General features: G+C 39.4%; 16 protein-coding genes. 14 read left to right on the top strand and 2 right to left on the bottom strand.

Annotated features, from left to right (window positions below):
• The first annotated feature begins 83 nt into the window (after positions 1 to 83).
• The 11 genes from PQ478_RS13160 (at position 84) to PQ478_RS13110 (ending at position 9,840) form a co-directional block, all read left to right on the top strand.
• Complete coding sequence (locus PQ478_RS13160) at positions 84 to 656, top strand: copper resistance CopC family protein (RefSeq protein WP_289234564.1); 573 nt, start codon at positions 84 to 86, stop codon at positions 654 to 656.
• Positions 653 to 2,272, top strand: a complete 1,620-nt coding sequence (locus PQ478_RS13155) for a copper resistance D family protein (RefSeq protein WP_289234563.1) — start codon at positions 653 to 655, stop codon at positions 2,270 to 2,272. Before PQ478_RS13160 ends, PQ478_RS13155 begins: the two co-directional genes overlap by 4 nt.
• An 86-nt stretch (positions 2,273 to 2,358) precedes the next feature.
• Positions 2,359 to 3,282 carry a DMT family transporter gene (locus PQ478_RS13150; protein ID WP_289234562.1) on the top strand — a complete coding sequence of 308 codons (924 nt, stop codon included), beginning with the start codon at positions 2,359 to 2,361 and terminating at the stop codon, positions 3,280 to 3,282.
• A gap of 44 nt (positions 3,283 to 3,326) precedes the next feature.
• The gene (locus tag PQ478_RS13145; RefSeq protein ID WP_289234561.1) at positions 3,327 to 5,678 is read left to right on the top strand and encodes an AAA family ATPase; all 2,352 of its coding nucleotides are present in this window, start codon (positions 3,327 to 3,329) and stop codon (positions 5,676 to 5,678) included.
• Between the two features lie 5 nt (positions 5,679 to 5,683).
• Positions 5,684 to 6,100 carry an acyl-CoA thioesterase gene (locus PQ478_RS13140; RefSeq protein WP_289234560.1) on the top strand — a complete coding sequence of 139 codons (417 nt, stop codon included), beginning with the start codon at positions 5,684 to 5,686 and terminating at the stop codon, positions 6,098 to 6,100.
• Positions 6,101 to 6,175: 75 nt separating this feature from the next.
• Positions 6,176 to 6,406, top strand: a complete 231-nt coding sequence (gene tlp, locus PQ478_RS13135) for a small acid-soluble spore protein Tlp (protein ID WP_012959242.1) — start codon at positions 6,176 to 6,178, stop codon at positions 6,404 to 6,406.
• 440 nt (positions 6,407 to 6,846) lie between these two features.
• Positions 6,847 to 7,116 (top strand): hypothetical protein, encoded by a 270-nt coding sequence (locus PQ478_RS13130; protein ID WP_289234559.1) that lies wholly within the window; start codon positions 6,847 to 6,849, stop codon positions 7,114 to 7,116.
• Between the two features lie 31 nt (positions 7,117 to 7,147).
• Positions 7,148 to 7,459 (top strand): hypothetical protein, encoded by a 312-nt coding sequence (locus PQ478_RS13125; RefSeq protein ID WP_012959240.1) that lies wholly within the window; start codon positions 7,148 to 7,150, stop codon positions 7,457 to 7,459.
• Positions 7,460 to 7,521: 62 nt separating this feature from the next.
• A complete protein-coding gene (gene nadE / locus PQ478_RS13120; protein ID WP_289234558.1) occupies positions 7,522 to 8,346 on the top strand; it encodes an NAD(+) synthase in 825 nt (274 codons plus the stop codon).
• A gap of 113 nt (positions 8,347 to 8,459) precedes the next feature.
• Positions 8,460 to 8,945, top strand: coding sequence for a DUF4352 domain-containing protein (locus PQ478_RS13115; RefSeq protein WP_289236980.1), 486 nt, complete (start codon positions 8,460 to 8,462; stop codon positions 8,943 to 8,945).
• A 28-nt stretch (positions 8,946 to 8,973) separates the two neighbouring features.
• Positions 8,974 to 9,840: a PHP domain-containing protein gene (locus PQ478_RS13110; RefSeq protein WP_012959237.1), complete on the top strand. Its 867-nt coding sequence runs from the start codon at positions 8,974 to 8,976 to the stop codon at positions 9,838 to 9,840.
• A 14-nt stretch (positions 9,841 to 9,854) separates the two neighbouring features.
• Here the strand turns inward: PQ478_RS13110 and PQ478_RS13105 are convergent, their stop codons facing one another.
• On the bottom strand, positions 9,855 to 10,517 hold the full coding sequence (locus PQ478_RS13105) for a ribonuclease H family protein (RefSeq protein WP_012959236.1): 663 nt from the start codon (positions 10,515 to 10,517) through the stop codon (positions 9,855 to 9,857).
• A 133-nt stretch (positions 10,518 to 10,650) separates the two neighbouring features.
• On the opposite strand from PQ478_RS13105, the gene metA reads away from it, so the two are divergent.
• The gene (metA, locus tag PQ478_RS13100) at positions 10,651 to 11,565 is read left to right on the top strand and encodes a homoserine O-acetyltransferase MetA (RefSeq protein WP_075682745.1); all 915 of its coding nucleotides are present in this window, start codon (positions 10,651 to 10,653) and stop codon (positions 11,563 to 11,565) included.
• Positions 11,566 to 11,590: 25 nt separating this feature from the next.
• On the opposite strand, the gene PQ478_RS13095 is transcribed toward metA, so the two are convergent.
• Entirely contained in the window at positions 11,591 to 13,123 is a 1,533-nt protein-coding gene (locus tag PQ478_RS13095) for an HD-GYP domain-containing protein (RefSeq protein ID WP_289234557.1), read from the bottom strand.
• 111 nt (positions 13,124 to 13,234) lie between these two features.
• On the opposite strand from PQ478_RS13095, the gene PQ478_RS13090 reads away from it, so the two are divergent.
• Positions 13,235 to 14,080: an alpha/beta fold hydrolase gene (locus PQ478_RS13090; RefSeq protein WP_289234556.1), complete on the top strand. Its 846-nt coding sequence runs from the start codon at positions 13,235 to 13,237 to the stop codon at positions 14,078 to 14,080.
• Between the two features lie 68 nt (positions 14,081 to 14,148).
• Positions 14,149 to 15,366, top strand: a complete 1,218-nt coding sequence (locus PQ478_RS13085; protein ID WP_289234555.1) for an EAL domain-containing protein — start codon at positions 14,149 to 14,151, stop codon at positions 15,364 to 15,366.
• Positions 15,367 to 15,396 lie beyond the last annotated feature (30 nt).

Genomic DNA, 15,396 nt, shown 5'->3' with positions numbered 1-15,396 from the left:
GAATGTCACACTAAATGGTTTACCTTCATACAAATAAATAGTATATTAAACATAGTAGAATACTAGGGAATGGAGGGTCTGTGATGAAAAAGTGGTTGTTTATGGTCATATGCAGTCTCATTTTATTGCTTCCTTTAAAAGGCTTTGCCCATTCTTATGTGAGTGAGTCATCGCCCGCGGACGGAGAAACGGTAATGGAAGCTGTGGATGAATTACATCTTTTATTTAGTGGTGGTATTGAACCATTTAGCACGGTAACTGTTAAAAAAGATGGAGAAGAAATAGAAACTGGTGAAATAATTATTGACAGTCCTTCTATGTATGTAGAAATGAGTGAATCATTAACGGCGGGCACGTATGAAGTGGAGTGGCAGGCTATTGGTTCGGATACTCACCTTACAGAGGGACAATATTCGTTTAATGTTGATGAATCGGTAAATGCTTCACCTGAGGATGAGGAACCAGCCGAGGAAAGACAAATTATCGATGATGTGGAGACTGAAGAAACGGTTTTAGATAACGAACAAGCCGAAGAAAGTAATGCTGCAGAAAACACTGATGTCAATGAAGAAAATGCCCTCTTGATGATCGGTGCCCTAGCCTTGATTACAATGATCATAATAGGAGTTATTGGACTAAGAGGACGTAAGAAATGATTTCTTTAAGTAATGTCGTCTTAAGCTTTGCATTTCTTATCTTAACGGGATATCACTTATTAGCCTTAATACCTGAGGGGAAAAGGGCGGCCATAGATGTTCCGAGGTGGCTTCTTCTCTTGTTGACGGGACTCATACCCTTTATGCTGCTAGCGCCTGTGTGGAATATATTAACGGTGTTAGTAACACAATTTCAAGTGAGCTGGGTTGAAGCACTGTATACAGTATTCCTCAGTTACTCATCAGGCCAGGCGGCATGGTTAAGTATTTTGACAGCTGTAGTTTTATTTGTCCTTACGATACGAAATAGCGGCTCGGTCTATATGAAAGTCAGCGCATTACTTTTAGTCCTCATTTTAATTGCATTATCAGGCTGGGCAAGTCACGCTGCATCTTTAACTGGTCTATCTGGATTTATTGCAAACACTGGTCATCTGCTTGGTGTTTCTGCTTGGATCGGCGTCTTGTTTGTATTGGGATGGTTTGGGAAGCATCTTACTGATGCGAAAGCCTTTAGTGCGTGGTTTTCACCTCTGGCGTTGGTTAGTGTAACTCTCATCATTGGATCAGGATTTTTATTGATGGGTGAGATCGTACCTGAATATGTAAATGCTTGGATGTTAACGTACGGTCAACTATTACTAATCAAACATATTCTATTTATTCCTTTATTACTGTTTGGGGCGCACCATATATGGTTGATTCGAAAATCTAATAATCAAATAAATCTTGGAAAGCTGCAAATGACATTTCGAATCGAAGCACTTATTGCCTTTATTATCATCGCGATCTCTGCCTTTATGACGGAGGAGACACCACCGCATGAAGTGATTCAAACGCTGCAAACGGAAAATACATCGTTTTTGTTTGAGTTATTTCAACAGCAGCCGCTGCTAGTGAATCAGATGCTGCAATTAGAATGGAATATGCATTCTGTTAGCTTGATCGCTTTAAGCTTTGTATTTCTTTTGACTGCATCCAGATGGTTAACAGGCAGAGTGAAGGTATGGTCTGCAATGGCTTCTTTGTTCGTTTTCTGCTTTCTCTTTTATGCGGGACTAATGCAGAGTGTCTTAGCTGTAGATACAGCTGTTGACGAGACAATTTACGAGACGAAAATTGAAGCAATCGAAGCGAGCTATGCTAGTGATTCGATTGTCAGCCTCTTAGCAGCTGAAGAGCTTGATGAACACAGTGTGATGACTATTTATACGGTTAATGATCAGGACCTTGTCGCCGAAGTACTAGAAGCAACAGCTGATGGCTATAAAAGATTACCAGCAGCTATGTTAACGGTTGGCGGAACTGCTGTCACTGATGAAGATCAGAAAATTAGAACGTTCCGTGTTCAACATGGGAATTGGCATGACGAAGCTTATAAATACACGTATATAACATTCGGAATGATTAAAGAACCTGTTGATGTAGCAAGAGTTCAAATTCATTATGAAGGCGGCTCGTATATTGCTGAACTTGAAAACCATGTATTCATTAATAAAGTTTCAAGTCAAGAACTATGGAATGATCAGCATCCTATTGATTTCTTATCAGATGATGGAAGCGTCATCGAAACCTATGCAAGACAGGTAATGGAGGAAGGCGTTTATTGTCATTAGGCAATAAGCGTTTTTTTTTTGAGCGAATTATTATTTCGTTTTGCGAAGAAAAGGAGTACAATGAGAGAAAAAAGGAGGGGCATAAAGTGGAGAGAAAAAAGCTATGGTTGATCTATGGCATGCTGACGCTAGCAACAGCCACATGGGGAAGTGCTTTTATTGCAGGGAAATTTGCGATTGAAAGCTTTGAACCAGCGACAATTGCTTTCTTGCGATTTTTAGGAGCAGCTATTTTATTATTTCCAATTATGTGGTTTTTCGAGAAAAATAGACCAAAACCAACTATTAAGGATTGGGGGATGTTTGCTTTATTAGGCCTGACAGGGATTGCAATCTATAATATTTGTTTCTTCTTGGCCAGCAAGCATGCGCCAGTGATTAAAAGCTCTTTGTTTATAGCGGCAAATCCGATGTTAATTGTTTTGTTATCTGGTCTCTTTCTAAAAGAAGTGATCACTAAAAAGCAGATCATTGGGTTGTTCCTTGCATTAACTGGCGTTGTCTTGATTGTGACGGAGGGGAATGCGAGTGTAATCACTCAATTTCAATTTGAAATGATTGATCTTGTTTTATTAGGAGCTGTGATTACTTGGGCTCTATACAGTGTTTTAGGCAGAGTGGTTCTGAAAAAATACAGTCCGATCGTCTCCACTACGTATGCAGTAGCTTTTGGCACCGTCTTTTTATTACCATTCTCGTTAGTTGAACAGCCTTGGAATGCCATAGGCACGGCCACACCGGCAGCGTGGCTTTCGATTGCTCATATGAGTGTTTTGGTTACGGTTGTCAGCTTTATCCTATACTATTACGGTATTCAACAAATTGGGGCAGCAAGGGCTTCGATCTTTATTAATGTGATGCCGTTGTCAGCAGTAATCATGGCGACAATCTTCTTAGGCGAAACGTTCACCGCTTCTTCGATGATTGGAGCATTATTTGTTTTAAGCGGCGTGTATGTTGGAACCTATGTGCATAAAAAAAGGATAAAGCGTTTGAGGCATGCAAGTTAGTGTCATTAGTGTTAAAATGTGTGCCATAAGAACGAGGTGAATGTATGTTACGGGAACAATGGACAAAAGAACAAATTGAGCAATGGCTAAAGTCAGTGGACCTGGGTGAGCAAAACTTTCAGGAAGCAACGGCTTTGCAGCTTATCAACCAGCTTGAGGCAAATTCTACTATAGGTGAAACAAATAAGATTCGTGGAGAGCTCTATGCAAGGCTTGCTGTAGAAAGAGAAAGCCGAGTACACTCTTTAAATGATCATTTGTTACATGAATGGATCAATAAGGCTCTCAAATCAGATCACTCAAATGAAAAAGCTCATTCTGTAAGATTGAAACTAATCGTAGAGCAATGCAGACACTTGCCGATCCCATCTAAATTCCCGCCCATCAGGGAAACAGACCATGGCAGCGCTAAGAAAAAGACGGCTGAGCTGTATTACGATATAGCTCTAGAGTTCGGCAGACTAGATGAGCAGATGAAAACGTATTTTACACAAGCAGAAGAATCACTTCAATATGCTGATAACGAGGAGTACGGTGAAGTGATCCGTTCGCTTCAGCGCATTTACGACTTATTTGTAGAACCTTTTGAAATGATTGAAGCAGCAACGAGGGAATATGCAAACTCTTTAACAGGTATTTATTATTCAGCAGCACAGTTCAGTCAAATCCACCAAGCGGTAAAACAAATTGAACAGACTAAAAAAGAGTGGGAAGAGCAATTAGATCAAGCGGCCGCTTCAAAAGGCAATACTGAATTAAGTGCTCTTGAAGAGCTTGATTCAATGATCGGACTTCATGATGTAAAAAAAAGAATTGCTAAACTGTATCAATTTTTGCATTATCAAAAAGCACGTAAAGAGCAAGGGTTTCGCTTTAAAGATGAATTAAGCTTACATATGATATTGACTGGAAACCCAGGTACAGGTAAGACTCGTTTAGCAAGATTGATTGCAAAAATTTATTATGAGCTTGGTCTGCTAGAACGGCCTGAAGTATATGAAGTAGACCGCTCTCAGCTTGTCGGAGGTTATGTTGGTCAAACAGAGGAGCAGACCACTCAAGCAATTGAACGAGCTTTAGGCGGTGTTCTTTTTATTGATGAAGCTTATAGTTTAAAGCGCCAAGGACAATCAACTCAAGATTATGGTCAAGCGGCCATTGATACCTTGGTCTCAGCGATGACGAGCGGGAAGTATCAAGGCAAATTCGCTGTCATTTTAGCTGGATATCCAGAAGAAATGAGAAACTTTCTTCGTGCAAACCCGGGGCTTAGAAGCCGCTTTCCCGAGCAAAACCATGTGCAGATTGAAAATTATTCTACAGATGAATTAATCGAGATGGCCAAGAATGTGGCAGTTGAAAATGATTTTGTGATAACAGAAGAAGCCATTATGGCCTTAAAAGAGCGAATCGAAAAACAACAAGTAGACGAATCCTTTGGAAACGGACGCACTGTAAAAAACATTGTATTAGATGCTATCTTTCAAAAAGGAGCATCTGTTCAATTAGATAAGGTGGAGTCGAATGATTTTCTTCTCTTAGAAGCAGGAGATTTCAAATCAGAAGTCTCTTCCAAAACAACTGAAGAAAACGATCCGCTCGAACAATTAAATGAACTCATTGGCCTAACAGAAGCGAAAAAAACGATTGAACGTCTCACTTCATTTGTTAAAGTACAGCAGTTAAGAAGGGAGCATCACTTAGAAGTCAAACCTATTGGGCTGCATGCGGTCTTTACCGGAAACCCTGGAACAGGAAAAACGACGGTCGCAAGAATTTATGCTAAAGCACTTCATCAGCTTGGACTTCTTAAAAGAGGGCATATGGTCGAAGTGAGCCGTGCTGACCTTGTTGCAGGTTATGTGGGGCAGACGGCTATCAAGACGAGAGAAAAGATTGTCGATGCCCTAGGCGGTGTCTTATTTATTGATGAAGCCTACTCATTGCTTGGCAAAGGAGAAAATGACTTCGGTGCAGAAGCTCTTGCGACCCTCGTTCAAGAGATGACTGTGCACGATGAAAATTTGGTTGTAGTCATGGCGGGCTATAAAATGGAGATGCAAAAATTACTAGAAGTGAACCCCGGACTGCGTTCACGTTTTAAAAATGAAGTAGAGTTTAGTGATTATACGGTAAGCGAGCTAAAAGAGATCTTATTAAAACGAGCACATCTTCATGGATATCAATTTAATCAAGAGGCGATGAATTCCCTTTCTGAGCTCATCCCTAAAGAAGGACATCCAGGCAACGGCCGTTTTGTTGCAGGGTTACTCGAATCCTTAATACAAGCACAAGCAACGCGATTAGCAGCAGAGAGACAAGCACATATAGATAAAGACATGCTTACAACGATCACGAAAGAAGATATGTTGTTCCTGCAAAAAATGGAGGGGTAGAAATCATGTTCATTTCTGAAACAAAAGTAGAAGTCCGTTATGCTGAAACAGATCAAATGGGTATTGTTCATCATTCCAATTATGTCGTGTGGTTTGAATTAGGGCGTACCCATCTAATAAAAGAAATAGGCTTTAATTATGCCGAGATGGAAGCAGAAGGAATTCTTTCGCCGGTCACTGATATTCAAGTGTCATATAAACACCCGGCGACATACGGGGAAGAAGTAATTGTTAAAACCTGGGTTGAGCGTTACGATGGAATTAGGGTGGCCTATGGCTATGAAGTAATAAACAGCAAGGGGCAGATATGTGTGACTGGTGAAAGTTCACATTGCTGCGTAAAGAAAGATACATTTAGACCGATTTCTATTAGAAAGCAATTGCCAGAGTGGCATGAGGTTTACGAAAAAATAAAAAAATAATTTCATCGTATGAAATGATGCGGAACTTCCATACTAAAAGAGGTACCACATCTTACTCATACGGAGGGATTACCTATGGCAAAGCCAGATAACCGTGCAGATAATGTTGAAAAGCTACAACAGATGAAAGAAAACACACAGCACAATATTGAAGCTGCTGAGGAGTCTATGGCAAATACGGATATGACTGCAGAACAAAAACAGCAGATCAAACAAAAGAATGCGAATCGTCAAGAAAGCATCGAATCATTCGAATCTGAAATCCAAGACGAATCCCAAGCAAGAGAAAACGGGTACCAACAGTAATAGATAAAAAGCAAGGCACAGCGCCTTGCTTTTTTTTGTGTGTATGAATCCCCCTAATTTTACCGCATGCCAGAACAGTCGTCTCAGCTTTTCGTGTCTAGCTTCATGATTCAGATAATCGGTGGCTTCACTTTGCCAAACGAAGCAAGAACAGCTTCTTATTGTCAAACCTCCATCCCCCTCATATCTAAACGAATCACTCAGCTTTTCGTGTCTAGCTGCGGCTCCTTGTCCTGCGGGTAAAAACGGTGAATCGAACGAAGCAAAAAGCGCTTCTAATCGCTTCTCCTAATTTTACCGCATGCCAGGACAGTCGCTTCCGCTTTTCGTTTTTTTTCGGCAGTAAAACTAGACGAATTGTTACAAGATCTCTCAAAGGGAGGAGTGTGGGTTTTGTAGAATTCTTTAGCAAGAAAATAAACTTAGTGAGGATGATGGGTATGAGTTATCAGAATGAAATGAACTGGAAGAAATTTTCCTATGTTGTGAAGCAGATGCAGTCTGATAATCCAAGGGTCCGTGAAATGGCTGTCCAATCTTTAGACCGCATGGTGGACACTGAAGTATCTGGTATTAATCTAGAAGTCAAAAGTTCTAAGTCTAAGTCGCCGCAAAAAGATAAACAAGATGTGATGCATAAAATTAGATTGCTTCAAAAAGATAAGGAAAAGAAGCAGCAACGAAGAAAAAAATGGTTTGCTGTGCTATGATAAGGAAAAATGATGAAGAGGTGCGTTGAATTTGGCTTTTGGGATTACAAGGACTGAACTTCGTGAGTGGAAAGATCGTGCAAAACAAAATGAAATATCCTTCCTCACTCACTTTTGGATCGATGATCGTTTTCCGGGATGTACGTCTGTTACCAAAGTCGCTTGTGCTGATATTGAAAAGTTAGTAAGCTGGGGTAGGAATTATGGCTTGAAGCGTGAGTGGCTTCATTGGCATGATGACTACCCTCATTTTGATTTGCTCGGGGAAACTCAATATCGCATTCTAAAACAAGAGGGATTGCTGTCACAGCTATCTCGTTTTCGTGTTTTAGACAAACTTTAAGTTTGAGTTCTTGGTATAATAGGAATACTTATACAAACTGATCATTTAGAGGAGGGCTAATTATGACAACAACACAACAGCAAATTCAAGAGGAACTATATACAAGACCTTCTATTGACCCGAAAAAGGAAGTCAGAACAAGAGTGGACTTCTTAAAGGATTATTTATTGAAAACAGGTACAAAAGGGTACGTGTTAGGGATTTCTGGTGGTCAAGATTCCAGCTTAGCTGGTAAATTGGCACAAATCGCTGTTGATGAATTAAATGATGAAAAAGGTGATTCGTATCAATTTATTGCTGTTAGACTCCCATATGGCATTCAGCATGATGAAGATGATGCCCAGCTTGCCTTAGAATTCATTAAGCCAAGTGTGATCAAAACGGTAAATATTAAAGCAGCAGTCGATGCAAGCGAGGCTGCATTTAACCAAGCAACAGGAGAAGAAATGTCTGACTTCCATAAAGGGAATACAAAGGCACGTGAGAGAATGAAAGTACAATTTGACTTAGCTGCTCATTATGGCTGCTTAGTAATCGGTACTGATCATGCTGCAGAGGCGATTACTGGGTTCTTTACAAAATACGGAGACGGCGCCTGTGATATTGCTCCTTTATTTGGATTAAATAAACGACAAGGCAAAGACTTGTTAAGAGTTCTTGAAGCTGATGAGCGTTTATACTTAAAAGTGCCTACGGCCGATTTAGAAGATGATAAACCTGGCATTCCTGATGAAGTGGCACTTGGAATGACGTATGAAAATTTAGATGATTACTTAGAGGGCAGGGAAGTAGATTCAGATATAAAGAGAAGAATCGAACAGCGTTACAAATTAACAGAACATAAGCGTCAGCTGCCTGTAACGATCTATGACGAGTGGTGGAAATAAAAAAGGAAGTTAGTCATGAACCTTTTCACTCCATCATATGGTCTAAATAGACAAATAATATGAAATGAAACAAACAGATTGAAATGATTAGGATCAAGGAGAGGAAAAGCTTGATGAAAGGAAAAGTTGTTTTATTATCAGCTTTATTAATTTTGCTTGTTTTAGTAGGGGGATACGCTTTTAGCAGCCAGCCCGCTTCTTCTAGTTTAGATGACCAAGAGAGCATGGGTACAGTGGAAAGAGGCGAGCAGACCCAAGAGATTAACGGGTTAAAAATGACGGTTAACAATGTCCGCACAGAAGAATCAGAACAAGAAGGAATGCACAATGTCATCATTGACATTACTCTTGAAAATGCAAGTTCTACAGTTCAAGAATTTTCATTGTTTAAAATGAGTTTAGCTGACCCAGAAGGTTATGCCTATACGCACTCTTCACGCGTAGAAACAAAAGGAATCTTGGGCGGGCAGCTTCACCCTGAACGTAAAAATCGCGGTGAAATTGCATTTGAAGTACCTGTGCATGAAGAATATGAGATGATTTATACAGACCATCTTAGAACGGGCCAAGTAACATGGCCGATCACATTAGACCAATAGGGTAGATAAGTAAAGGAGAGTTCCGGAAATGAGCACCATCAAAAATAGTGATCTTCACATGCATTCCACTGCTTCAGACGGAAATTACACTCCAAAAGATTTGATGGATAAATGCAAGGAGGCGGGGCTTGAAATAGTAGCACTCACTGACCATGATACTGTTCAGGGGGTAGAGGCCGCTATCGAAGCCGGACAAGCACTTGGACTGGCGGTTATTCCTGGAATTGAACTTTCTACAAAGATTCATGGCAAAAGTGTACATATTCTTGGCTATGGCATTGATTATACCAACAATAACTTGAAAAGTTTTTTAGCTACGCAGCAGCAGTATCGCAGTGAGCGTTTAGATGAGATGATTGCTAAGCTTTCAAGAATTGGTATTGAGCTAAACCGTCAGCAAGTGTTAAAGCATGTAGATGGGGGAAGCATAGGCAGGCCTCATGTGGCCAAAGCGATGATTGATGCAGGATATGTAAACTCAGTAAGTGAGGCTTTTGATGAATTTTTAGCAGAAGGCAAGCCAGGGTTTGTTGAAAAACAAAAAGAAATGACTGTCAAAGAAGCAATTGAGTTCATCCATAAGTATGAGGGCGTGGCGATTGTTGCTCATCCCGATTATTACGGATTAGATGAAGAAATCGAGTCTTGGGTAATAGAATGGGGGCTAGATGGAATAGAAGCTTTCCATCGTGATCACAACCGATCAGCAGTTGAGAGATATTCAAGCTTAGCACGCTCAATTGAAGGGCGCAGTGGAAGACGGCTCTTACTCACTGGCGGCTCAGATTTCCATGACGAGGAATATGGAAGGGTCCCAGAGCCACTTGGTGTGACAAGGCTTGAAAACCGTTATGCAGAAGCATTATTAGAACGTATAGAAGAGAGCGGCTCATGAGAATGAGCCGCTTTTTATGAAGAAGTTTCCTTTTTACCTGAAATTTCGATTCCGGCTAATGCTTGGTTGGCCAGCTGGTCTGCTTCTTTGTTTTCTTTGCGGTCAATTTGTATAAATTCACATGTAAGCTTAAGTTTTTGTTTCAGTTCGTCTATTTTATTTAGCCAAAGGTTATAATGATCTTCATAACTCGGCCATTCTCCCGATGCTTGATTCACTGCAACTTGCGAGTCAGAATAAAATGTAATCGTTTGATGCCTGACTTCTTCCTCTTCTAACATTTGAAGCGCTAAATGCATGGCTGCAAGCTCTGCTTCATTGTTATCAGCTATATATTCAATTTGTTCATTTCTTCTAATACGCCAATTTTTTTTGTGTTGGGTAAAATAAATGACAATCCCCAAGCCTGCTAATTTGCTTTTTTTATCAAAGCCGCCGTCTACATAGATCCTTACATCTTGTGGTTCTGTCTCGTGGATTTTTGATAGCTTGATTAACTCTTTTTTTGTCCAGCTCCGGTCATCTTCATCATAATATTCAATGGATTTTAATCGTCCACTCTTCTCTAAATCATCAGAAAGGAGCAATACCTCTTTAAGCAGCATAAACTCTGATTTCATAAAGTATGTCATTTTACCTTTAGGAAGCTGGTAATACCATTCGATTCTTATTTTCATTTTCAACCCTCCGAACGATTGATTAACGTTGAATTTTATGATAATTTAAAACAATCTACTAAATTCAGTTTAACAGTTTAATGTAGTGACGGATATATTTACATATATTTATTAGTAAAGGAGCCCTAATGTTATGCCTATTAAGATCCCAGATCACTTACCTGCAAAAGAAGTATTAAATAGCGAAAATATTTTCGTCATGGATGAAAGCCGTGCCTACTCACAAGATATTAGACCACTTAAGATCATTATATTAAATTTGATGCCCATTAAAGAAACAACTGAAACACAATTGCTTCGCTTACTTGGTAATACCCCGCTGCAAGTCGATGTTTCATTTCTATATCCTGATACTCATGTCTCTAAAAATACACCACATGAACACCTGCAGTCGTTTTATAAAACATTTGAAGAAATTGAATCCAAAAAGTTCGATGGAATGATTATAACGGGCGCCCCCATTGAAAAGCTTGATTTTGAACAAGTTGACTATTGGGATGAATTAAAGCGTATTATGGATTGGAGTGTCAAAAATGTGACGTCCACTCTTCATATATGCTGGGGAGCTCAAGCTGGCTTGTATCATCATTACGGTGTTAGAAAATATAAACTAGATCAAAAAATATTTGGTGTTTTTACTCACAGCATTGAACAGCCGAATGTTAAATTGCTGCGAGGGTTTGATGATGAATTTTTAGCCCCGCATTCTAGACATACAGATATTAGACTGGAAGACCTAGAAGATGTTCCTGAACTTGATGTATTAAGTGTCTCAGAGGATGCAGGTGTTTATTTAGTTGCTGCTAAAAATGGCAAACAAATCTTTGTCACAGGTCATTCAGAATATGATACTTGTACGCTTGAAGAAGAGTACCGCCGTGATCTTGAAAGAGGATTAGATATCTCCTTGCCAGAGAATTACTTTCCGGATAACAACTCTGAAGCTAAGCCTAAGCTCAAATGGCGTGCTCATTCTAACTTATTATTTTCAAATTGGCTTAATTACTATGTGTACCAAGAAACGCCATATGATTTAAGTGAAGAATAAACGGGAAAGTGTGCATTTGAAAAACCTACAGCATCGCTGCAGGTTTTTCTTTATGCTCATGATTGGCTTGATTATTCTCATTGCACCACTCTATAAAATACTTCACAAATTGCGGGTCCCATTGCGTTCCTGATCCTTCTTTAAGGATCTGCAAAGCCTTTTTTTGACTCATTCCAAGCCGGTAAGGACGGTCTGATGTCATGGCATCAAATGCATCAGCAACGGCAAGGATTTTACCAAATAGAGGGATTTGGTCACCCATTAACCTGTCAGGATAACCACCGCCATCTATCCTTTCATGATGAGAGCGAACTCCAGGTATTAGTTTTTCCATTAAGTCTGCTGGCTGAATCGTTCGGAGAATTTCTTCACCTAAAACAGGATGAAGCTGAATTGCTTTAAACTCTTCTTCTGTTAATCTCCCGTCTTTAAGCAGGACATCATCAGGGACCCCAATTTTCCCTATGTCATGAAGCAGTCCTGTTTTTCTCAAGGTCTGAAGCTGTTCTTTTGTTAATCCCGCCTTTTTTCCAATTTCAACCGCATACTCAGCAACACGGACTGAGTGCCCTGCTGTATAGGAATCACGCGCATCAAGTGTAGTTGCTAATGTCTCAAAAAAGCTTTCATACAATTGATTATTAATGACCTCACGCGTTTTTAGTCCTTTCACCATATGATTAAATCCATTAATGGTTTGTGAGAATTCATCGGAATAATACTCTGCTGCACGTACATCAAAGTTGCCTTCTTGAACTTTTTTCATCTTATCATGGAGATGATTTAGTGGTTCGGCAACGATCGAAAATAATAACCTCGCACCATACAAGGAAAGTCCGCAGCCGACAAGCAAAACAAGGAGAGACCATACCCAATACACTTCTATTAACAGCGCTTCACCTTGGCTGAGTCTCATTTGTGTCGCTAAACTAAATAATAGAAGAGGGAAAGCTCCGAATAATAAAGCACTTAATTGGAATTTTGTTTTTAAAGAAATGATTTTCTTTCCTTCTAAAGTGAGCTTTTTTTGATAAAGATGGTTCGACTTTTTCTGTATATGCTCAAGGATCGGAATGATCGCAGTTGATGTATGGTAGTACTCTATCATCGCATGCATACCGGCAATTAATACCGCGCACACTATTCCATATAATATGTATGCATAAGGTATATGCACAAGCTCTATTCGTATAAAGAAAATGGTAAGGATAACTGCCGGTATACTTAAACCAAATAAATGAGGCCCGAGTATCCGGTATCCAGTTAATTTAGGAAATTGATGAGCTTGATAATAAGCAGTTTTTAACTCTTCATAAGACGGCGCTTCAGCCATGCAGACATTTTTAATTGGTTTGGCATGACGCTTAAAAAAGAACCATTCCACACCCATCATGCACAAAATGGAACTAAAGACAATTATTGCGAGAGGCAGGAGGTCTCTTGGTTCAAGTGCTAACGTGGTAGGGATTAATACTACTCCTACACCTATGACTGCTATGAATGACCCAAAAAGGTAATATAAAGCTAAGTTTTTAACAAATTTTTGGTACGTTAACAAAAACGGATCCCCCTTTAATCATCCTAAAACCTAAGGGTCTTTTTACCTACTATATTACGGTTAAATGGTTGGATAAACAATACAAAGATGACAAAAATGAGAGGTATAGTCATGAAAAACGAACATTCTTTGAAATCTATTGTGTATTTAATGGGGACGGATGTGTATTATGAACGCTATCAATCCAAAAAAACTAAACGAGGCACGCTGGTTTTCATTCATGGTTTTGTGTCATCGAGCTATAGCTTCAGATATTTAATCCCTTTTTTACAAAAACACTATGACATCATCTGTGTAGACCTTCCAGGATTTGGACGAAGCGGGAAGCAGCGAACGTTTTGTTATTCATTTCAGGGTTACGCTGATTTAGTGATTGCCCTGCTTGAATTGCTAAAAGTGGAGAACATTACAATTATTGGCCATTCAATGGGAGGACAAGTTGCATTATATATAGCCAAAACGAGGCCGAATTTAATTTCCTCCATCATTTTATTATCAAGCTCAGGTTATTTAAAGAGAGTGAAAAAACGATTTATTTATGCTTCATATATTCCTTTTGCTAAGCATGCAATGAAATGGTGGATAGGGAAGAGAAATGTACAGAAAATGTTTACTCAGGTGGTGCATAACGAAAAGACAATAACCAAAGAAGCAATTGAGGAATACAGTCTGCCCTTAACAGACCCATCTTTTTGTGATGGGTTAATTGGCTTAATGCGCCAGCGTGAGGGAGACCTTGATAAAAAGGACCTTCAACACATTATGCAGCCTTGTTTAATACTGTGGGGAGATGAAGACACGATTATTCCTTCGAGAATTGGCAAGCGCTTATCGGAAGACCTCCCTTGTGCAGAATTTTATTGTTTTAGAAAGACAGGACACTTATTGTCGGAAGAAAAACCGGATGAAGTTGCAGATAAAATGCTTTCTTTTTTACGCAAAAATCAGAAGGCTTAATGCGCAGCTAACCCCGTTCTCATTATATGCTATAATAATAGTTGATGAGCGGTATTGGGGGTAGAGGAATGGATCCATTAGATGTCATGATGAATAAAGAGAAGATAAAACCGTATTTCCAAGCCATTGTTAGTGCTGATAAACAGCTCGTTGTAGGATATGAGGTGCTGACGCGTTTTGAAGGTGAAAATGGAGCGGAAAGCCTTGGCTGGTTCTTTCAAGATAAGTCGATCCCTGATGAATACAGGCTTGAGATTGAAGACCATGTACAAAGGCTTGCGCTAACTAAATATATGGAAGAAGCTCAGACAAGCATTTTATTTTTAAATAATGACATAGATATCGTGTTAAAGGACGATGGGGAAAATTTATTAAATCGAATAATGCCTTTTATTAATCAAGGCTTGCCAGCAGATCGAATTGCTATAGAGTTTAAGGAGTCGCAGATCCTTGATAAAGTGGAAGAGGGGAAGCATCTTTTAACCTATCTTCAAAGCCTGGGTATCCGGATTGCCATAGATAACGTGGGGCAATCTAATGGGAATTTGGAGCGCCTTGCGATGGTGAGTCCTAATATTGTGAAAGTTGATACGAGTTTTCTTGAGAATAATTCACTGCCTCATCTTTATCGAGACGTTCACCATTCATTAACAATGCTTTCAAGAAAAATAGGAGCAACTCTGTTATTTGAAGGCATATCAACGTTTAACCAACTAAATTATGCTTGGAGAAATGGCGGCAGATATTATCAGGGCTACTATATGCAAATGCCAAAGGCTGATTTTATTGAAGAGGATTCTTGCAAAGAACGGATACAAAAAGAATTCCACCATTTTATTACCTTTGAAAGAAAGAAAATGCAAGCGCAGCTTAGTTTAACAAATGAACTGAGCGTGAAAATTAAGCAAGCAATTAAACGTATTCAAGCAGAAGATACATATGATGAGATAATAACAAAGATTGCAGAAGATTGCAGAGAGTATGCATTTAGGATCTATATATGTGATCAAGAAGGGTTTCAATTATCTTCAAATATTGAAAAGGATGAAACAGATCAATGGACGCTGAGGAGTGAGGGCAGATATAAAAACTGGAGCTGGCGCCCGTATTTTCTAGAGAACATTGTCAGAATGAATGTTGAAAAACGAGGTATTCTATCTGACTTATACACCGATATTGAACGGGAAGAGCATATTCGAACGTATTCATACCCAATTGCTGAAGAAGCATTTGTTTTTGTTGATATACCGTATACGTATTTATTTGAACAAGATGAATTACTGTAAAAGGTAAAAAGAGGGCATTTGTCCTCTTTT

Origin of the sequence: Alkalihalophilus pseudofirmus (assembly GCF_029094545.1) — a bacterium.
Classification (GTDB): Bacteria; Bacillota; Bacilli; order Bacillales; family Bacillaceae_D; genus Alkalihalophilus; species Alkalihalophilus pseudofirmus.
This window is presented reverse-complemented; position numbering and strand designations above follow the sequence as displayed.

What these genes read in the sequence shown, in the direction of transcription:
- PQ478_RS13160 (WP_289234564.1), top strand. Translation starts at nt 84, where the DNA reads ATGAAAAAGTGGTTGTTTATGGTCATATGCAGTCTCATTTTATTGCTT.
- PQ478_RS13155 (WP_289234563.1), top strand. Translation starts at nt 653, where the DNA reads ATGATTTCTTTAAGTAATGTCGTCTTAAGCTTTGCATTTCTTATCTTA.
- PQ478_RS13145 (WP_289234561.1), top strand. Translation starts at nt 3,327, where the DNA reads ATGTTACGGGAACAATGGACAAAAGAACAAATTGAGCAATGGCTAAAG.
- PQ478_RS13140 (WP_289234560.1), top strand. Translation starts at nt 5,684, where the DNA reads ATGTTCATTTCTGAAACAAAAGTAGAAGTCCGTTATGCTGAAACAGAT.
- tlp (WP_012959242.1), top strand. Translation starts at nt 6,176, where the DNA reads ATGGCAAAGCCAGATAACCGTGCAGATAATGTTGAAAAGCTACAACAG.
- PQ478_RS13130 (WP_289234559.1), top strand. Translation starts at nt 6,847, where the DNA reads ATGAGTTATCAGAATGAAATGAACTGGAAGAAATTTTCCTATGTTGTG.
- nadE (WP_289234558.1), top strand. Translation starts at nt 7,522, where the DNA reads ATGACAACAACACAACAGCAAATTCAAGAGGAACTATATACAAGACCT.
- PQ478_RS13115 (WP_289236980.1), top strand. Translation starts at nt 8,460, where the DNA reads ATGAAAGGAAAAGTTGTTTTATTATCAGCTTTATTAATTTTGCTTGTT.
- PQ478_RS13110 (WP_012959237.1), top strand. Translation starts at nt 8,974, where the DNA reads ATGAGCACCATCAAAAATAGTGATCTTCACATGCATTCCACTGCTTCA.
- PQ478_RS13105 (WP_012959236.1), bottom strand. Translation starts at nt 10,517, where the DNA reads ATGAAAATAAGAATCGAATGGTATTACCAGCTTCCTAAAGGTAAAATG.
- metA (WP_075682745.1), top strand. Translation starts at nt 10,651, where the DNA reads ATGCCTATTAAGATCCCAGATCACTTACCTGCAAAAGAAGTATTAAAT.
- PQ478_RS13090 (WP_289234556.1), top strand. Translation starts at nt 13,235, where the DNA reads ATGAAAAACGAACATTCTTTGAAATCTATTGTGTATTTAATGGGGACG.
- PQ478_RS13085 (WP_289234555.1), top strand. Translation starts at nt 14,149, where the DNA reads ATGGATCCATTAGATGTCATGATGAATAAAGAGAAGATAAAACCGTAT.